The sequence below is a fragment of the Streptomyces aurantiacus JA 4570 genome (assembly GCF_000414115.1).
GTDB lineage: Bacteria > Actinomycetota > Actinomycetes > Streptomycetales > Streptomycetaceae > Streptomyces > Streptomyces aurantiacus_A.
Genome location: NZ_AOPZ01000136.1, coordinates 22,394 through 28,407, shown reverse-complemented (window position 1 = coordinate 28,407; position 6,014 = coordinate 22,394). Strand labels below are relative to the sequence as shown.

At 69.3% G+C, this 6,014-nt stretch carries 4 protein-coding genes; 3 read left to right on the top strand and 1 reads right to left on the bottom strand.

All coding sequences use genetic code 11. From position 1 onward, the window contains the following. A partial coding sequence (locus STRAU_RS15295; protein ID WP_158692076.1) for a glycosyltransferase occupies nt 1–1,327 on the bottom strand: 1,327 nt, incomplete at its 3' end. Nucleotides 1,328–1,844: 517 nt separating this feature from the next. Here STRAU_RS15295 and STRAU_RS15290 point away from each other — a divergent pair. From STRAU_RS15290 to STRAU_RS15280, 3 genes are all read left to right on the top strand, one after another. Continuing rightward, nucleotides 1,845–3,098: an amidohydrolase gene (locus STRAU_RS15290; protein ID WP_016641237.1), complete on the top strand. Its 1,254-nt coding sequence runs from the start codon at nt 1,845–1,847 to the stop codon at nt 3,096–3,098. A 235-nt stretch (nt 3,099–3,333) separates the two neighbouring features. After that, complete coding sequence (locus STRAU_RS15285; RefSeq protein WP_037659630.1) at nt 3,334–4,437, top strand: BMP family lipoprotein; 1,104 nt, start codon at nt 3,334–3,336, stop codon at nt 4,435–4,437. Nucleotides 4,438–4,782: 345 nt separating this feature from the next. Next, a complete protein-coding gene (locus STRAU_RS15280; protein WP_016641235.1) occupies nt 4,783–5,835 on the top strand; it encodes a BMP family lipoprotein in 1,053 nt (350 codons plus the stop codon). The last annotated feature ends 179 nt before the right edge of the window (nt 5,836–6,014 follow it).

The window sequence follows — 6,014 nt, the reverse complement described above, 5'->3', positions numbered from 1 at the left end:
GGCCGCCCAGGGCCGCGCGTATGCGGGAGGTGAGACGGCGCCCACGGCTGCCCCGGCCGCTATGGGGGTCACCGTGCTCCTGGGGGCCACGGCGCCCACCGCGCTCAGCCGCCGCGCCCCCCGCCTCCCCCGGCCCCGCCCCGGCCCCCAGCTCCCGGAACAACGCCTCGTACCGCCCCGCGATCTCCGCCGGAACGTACGTCGCCGCCTTCGCCCGCGCCGCCGCCCCCAGGCGCGCCCGCAGCTCCGCGTCCGCGATCAGGGACGACAGCGCCCCCGCGTACGCGTCCACGCCGCCGTCCAGCGGCACCAGCACGCCGTCCTCGCCGTGCGTGATGATCTCGGCCGGACCGTGCGGGCAGTCCGTCGCGACGACCGGGACGCCGCAGTGCATCGCCTCAACGATCGTCATGCCGAACGACTCCATGTCGGACGAGACCGCCGCGATGGCGCCCTTGGCCCACTCGGTCTCGATCGGGGCCGCCGGGCCCATCAGGAACGCCTGGTTGTAGAGGGCGAGTTCGTCGATCCGGCGGCGCAGCCGGGGCGCCTCCGGGCCGCGGCCGTAGATGCGCAGCGTCCAGTCCGGGTACTCGGCGGCGACCTTGGCGAACGCGGAGATCAGGCGGTCGTAGCGCTTGACGGCCACCAGCCGGCCCGCCGCGACGATGAGCTTGGAATTCAGCGGCGACGGCGCCACGGCGGGCGCGGTCACGCCGTTGGGTATGGACAGGAGCCGGGCCCTCGCGTCCGGAAGCGCCGCCCGGTAGAGCCGCGCGTCCGCCTCGGAAACCGTCACGAAGGCATCGAGGCCGCTCGTGATCGCGTGGTTCTGGTCGGTGCGCAACTGCTCGCTGTGCGCGTCGTACGAAAGGTGTTCCTGGCCGACGCGCAGGTAGGAGGGGGCGGCGGAGGACGAGCTTTCGCCGCCTCCTCGGCGGCCGTGGCGGGCCAGGTATCCGTTCAGGATGGGGCGGGTCGCTATCACCACGTCGGCGTCGGTCCGGTCCAGGTACGCGGCGATGCGCCGGTCGTGCAGCGCGGTGTAGCGCAGCCGCCCGTGGTCCACGCCCTTGTCCGGGAACATGCTGTTGCCCGTGGCCGTCAACTCGTGTGCGCCTTCGTACGACGGGCTGTCCTCGCGCATGTCGATGAGGGACCGCAGGCGTACCCGCGGGTCGAAGGGCAACGACGGCTCCTCCGCGACCCGGTGCACGCTCACCACTTCCACGTCGTGGCGCCCGGCCAGCGCGGCCGAGAGGTTCGCCGTGGACCGGATGGTGCCACCGATGCCGTACGCGTTGTGCAGAAGGAACGCGACCTTCACCTTCGTCGACCCCCAAGACAGCAGCAGTGACCGCCGGATCCGCGGGCGCGGCGAGGCGCGACGGATCCGTTCTGGAATGCGGGGTCGCATTCAGTTCATATGGGGTGATGGAGTGTCAACAGCACGGATAAATAGGGTTAATTCGGAACTCCGGCCTTCCGTGCACCCGTCTCGGCCGCAAATGCCGCCATAAGGGGCTATCCTGGAGTTTGTCGCCCACCGATGCGGGCGACCGCTCAGCCCGCGCTCGACCACGGCCCTGTCCCGTCCACCCGGACGCGCCCCGGCCCCCCGTCACCGTCCTCCACCGCGAGGATGAGCGTCATCCTTTGGGAGCCCCCGCGCGACCAGGGGAGATGCCCCTCCGCATGCGGAAGGTAACCCACCTTCATACCCGCCGTACCAGTCAGACATGCGCACGCGGGCCAGCTTTCTTACCTCAATCTGGCTGAACTTTTGTTGATCGAGGGTTAGTTGACCCGTCCATCGCCCTACCCTTCACAGGGTGAACCAATTGATGTCCCGCGAGTCCGAAGCTGATTCCGAAGCCGAGTCCGAAGCCGAGTCCGCGCCCGGCGAGCTGCCCGGCGCGCTGCCTGACACGCTGCGCGCCGAACTCATCGCCTTCCGCCGTGACTTGCACATGCACCCCGAGCTCGGCAACCAGGAGTTCCGCACCACAGCGGCGCTCAAGGCCCGCCTGGAGCGCGCCGGGCTCACACCCCGCGTCCTCGGCAACGGGACCGGACTCGTCTGTGACATCGGGGGCGAGCCGGGCCCCGGCCGCCCCGTTCTCGCGCTGCGCGCCGACATCGACGCGCTGCCCATCCCGGACACCAAGACGGGCGTGCCGTACCGCTCCACCGTCCCCGACCGCGCCCACGCCTGCGGCCACGACGTGCACACCACCGTCGTCCTAGGCGCCGGGCTCGTCCTCGCCGAGCTGGCCGGGAGCGGGCTGCTCCCGCACCCCGTGCGGCTGATCTTCCAGCCCGCCGAGGAGGTCCTGCCGGGCGGCGCCGCGGACGCCATCCAGCACGGCGTGCTCGACGGCGTCGGCCGCATCATCGCCGTGCACTGCGACCCCCGCGTGGACGCAGGGCGCATCGGCCTGCGGCACGGGCCCATCACCTCCGCCTGCGACCGCCTGGAAGTCTTCCTCGACGGCCCCGGCGGCCACACCGCGCGGCCGCACCTGACGACCGACCTCGTCACGGCCGCCGCCAAGGTCGTCACCGAGGTGCCCGCCCTGGTGTCCCGCCGCGTCGACGCCCGCTCCGGCCTCTCCGTCACCTGGGGCCGCATCGAGTCCGGCCACGCCTGCAACGTCATCCCGCAGCACGCCGAGCTGTCCGGCACCATCCGCTGCCTCGACCTCGCCACCTGGCGGCAGGCGCCCGACGTCGTGCACGCCGCCATCCAGGAGATCGCCGACCTCTACCGCGCCAAGTCCGAGATCAACTACGTCCGGGGCGTCCCGCCCGTCGTCAACGAACCCGCCGTCACCGACCTGCTCAGGGACGCCATGGCGGCCCGGCGCGGCGCCGCGTCCATCGAGGACACCGAGCAGAGCCTCGGCGGCGAGGACTTCTCCTGGTACCTGGAGCACGTGCCGGGCGCCATGGCCCGGCTCGGCGTCCGCACCCCCGGCGAACGCGGCGTACGCGACCTGCACCAGGGCGACTTCGACGCCGACGAGCACGCGATCACCGTCGGCGTGGAACTCTTCACCGCCGCCGCCCTCATCGACGCCGCCGCGCGTCCCGCCTGACCCCGGGCGCCAGTTACGCCCGCACCCCGGTACCGCCGTACCCACACCCCGCGACGGCACGCCACGATCAACGCCCGCGTAATCACCCTTACGCGGGCGTAACCCGCCCCGCCACGAATCGATAACGGCCTCCGTCGAACCCGTTCCCCTCCCTTTCTACGCGCGTTAATGTGCGCCGAAATCGGCGCCGTCACCGGCGCGTCGGGGAACGTTCGTAACGTGAGGGGTACGTCCTATGCGTCGGCGTCGTCCAGCGAGAGTTTCGAGGATTTCCCAAGTGGCCGTGGCGGTGGCGACGTTCGCCCTCCTGGCCTCCGCGTGCGGTGAGACCAGCAGCGATGCCGCCAAGGACGACAACGGCAACGGCGGCAAGGGCAAGGGCACTTCCGGGAAGTACGACGGCAAGGGCATCGGTCTCGCGTACGACATCGGCGGCCAGGGCGACCAGTCCTTCAACGACGCCGCGTACACCGGCTACGAACGCGCCCGCAAGGACTTCAAGATCGGCGGCGTGGACATGGAGCCCGGCGACGGCGAGTCCAGCGCCGACAAGACCCAGCGCATCGAGCAGCTCGCCCGGCAGGGCTACGACCCCGTGATCGGTGTCGGCTTCATCTACGCGCCCGCCATTCAGGAAGTGGCGAAGAAGTACCCCGACACCACCTTCGGGATCGTCGACGACAACACCGTCAAGGCCGAGAACGTCGCCGATCTCGTATTCCACGAGGAACAGGGGTCCTATCTCGCCGGGGTCGCCGCCGCGAAGACGACCAAGGTCAAACACGTCGGATTCATCGGCGGCGTGGACATCCCGATCATTCACAAATTCGAGGCCGGGTTCGTGCAGGGCGTGAAGTCGGTCGACCCGAAGATCAAAATCGAGAAGCGGTATTTGACGGAGAAGCCCGAGGAGGGCGGGTTCGCCAGCCCCGACAAGGGCCAGGACGCCGCCAGCGGCCAGCTCGAAGCCGGGGCCGACGTGCTCTACCACGCGGCCGGGCTCTCCGGCCAGGGCGTGATCCAGGAGGCCGGCTCGCAGAAGAAGTGGGCGATCGGCGTCGACTCCGACCAGTACCGGCAGAAGGCCCTCGCCAAGTACAAGAAGTACATCCTCGGCTCGGCCTTCAAGGACGTCGGCGGCGCCGTCTACGACCTCACCAAGTCCGTCGTCGACGGCAAACCGATGACCGGCACCCAGCGGTACGACCTCCGGTCGGGGCGGGTGGGCTTCTCGGACTCCAACCCGGCGTACAAGGACATGAAGGACATCGTGGCCGCCGTCGAACAGGCCAAGAAGGACATCATCAGCGGCAAGGTGAAGGTCAAGACCCGGCCTTGATCCGGGTTTTGTGTGGTGTGTCCGACGTCGTACGTATAACGGCGTCGGATTCCCGCGCGAGGGTCGTACGTATAACCCGTTGCGCCCCCGCGAATCCGTCGCAGTTCAGGCGTCCATGGGCGGGCGCACCCGGCCGTCATCCGCCCGACGCCTGCTGGCCACAGCTCGATAACGGAGCGGACAGAAGGGTTCTTACGGCAGGTCTACGCGCGTTACGCTGCGGCGAAATCAGCGCCGGGTGAGGCGCACTGCACGTACGTGACAGGTCGTACGTGACACGCAGGTCTCTCAGGTCCCCACGTCACGTACGTATCCCACGTCCTTGTACATAAGGAGTTCGTCTCTATGCGCCGGGTGTCCCGAATCGCGCTCGCGTCTGCCGCGACCGCCGCTCTCGCCGTTTCCGTCTCCGCCTGTGGCGGTACCTCCAGCGACGCCGCCAAGAGCGAGGACGGCAAGAGCAAGGGCGTCGCCATCGCGTACGACATCGGCGGCGAGGGCGACCAGTCCTTCAACGACGCCGCGACCGCCGGCATGAACAAGGCCGCCAAGGACCTCAAGGTCGGCAAGAAGGCGGTCGAGCCGAACGACGGCGAGTCCGACGCCGACAAGATCCAGCGCCTCACCGAGCTGGCCAAGCAGGGCTACAACCCCGTGATCGGGGTCGGCTTCGCCTACGCGCCCGCCGTCAAGGAGGTCGCGGCCAAGCACCCGGACGTCACCTTCGGCATCGTCGACGACGCCACCATCGAGGCCAAGAACGTCGCCGACCTGGTCTTCAGCGAGGAGCAGTCCTCGTACCTGGCCGGTGTCGCCGCCGCCAAGGCCACCAAGTCCAAGACCGTCGGCTTCATCGGCGGTGTCGACAACCCGCTGATCCGCAAGTTCGAGGCGGGCTTCGTCCAGGGCGTCCAGGCCACCGACAAGTCGGTGAAGATCAAGCGCCAGTTCCTCACCGAGAAGGCCGAGGACGGCGGCTTCTCCAGCCCGGACAAGGGCAAGGAGGCGGCCAGCGGCCAGATCGAGGACGGCGCCGACGTGGTCTACCACGCGTCCGGTCTCTCCGGTCAGGGCGTCATCGAGGCCGCCGCCGCCAAGAAGGTGTGGGCGATCGGTGTCGACTCCGACCAGTACAAGCAGAAGGCCCTCGCCAAGTACAAGAAGTACATCCTGACTTCGGCCACCAAGGACGTCGCCGGCGCGGTGTACAACCTGGTGAAGTCGGTGAAGGATGACAAGGCCGAGGGCGGCGTCGTCCGCGCGGACCTCAAGTCCGGCGGTGTCGGCCTCGCCGACTCGAACCCCGAGTTCACGAAGATGAAGGACCTGCAGACGGAGCTGAAGAAGGCCGAGCAGGGCATCACCAGCGGCAAGATCAAGGTCAAGACGGCGCTGTAATGACGGCGTGACGGCCGTGCGACGGGGTGTGGGGAGGATGACTTCCTCGCGCCCCGTTCGCGCGGCCAAGGCTCCAACCGCCTTGCTGGTTCCGGGGTTTGACCTCCGGATCCCAGACCCCGGGCCCCGGACCTCCCGGACCCCCAGCCTCCCAGCCGAGAAGACAGGGCCACACCGCG

Bases quoted from the DNA above. Each gene is read 5' to 3' on its own strand.
- STRAU_RS15290 (WP_016641237.1), top strand. From the start codon at position 1,845: ATGTCCCGCGAGTCCGAAGCTGATTCCGAAGCCGAGTCCGAAGCCGAG.
- STRAU_RS15285 (WP_037659630.1), top strand. From the start codon at position 3,334: ATGCGTCGGCGTCGTCCAGCGAGAGTTTCGAGGATTTCCCAAGTGGCC.
- STRAU_RS15280 (WP_016641235.1), top strand. From the start codon at position 4,783: ATGCGCCGGGTGTCCCGAATCGCGCTCGCGTCTGCCGCGACCGCCGCT.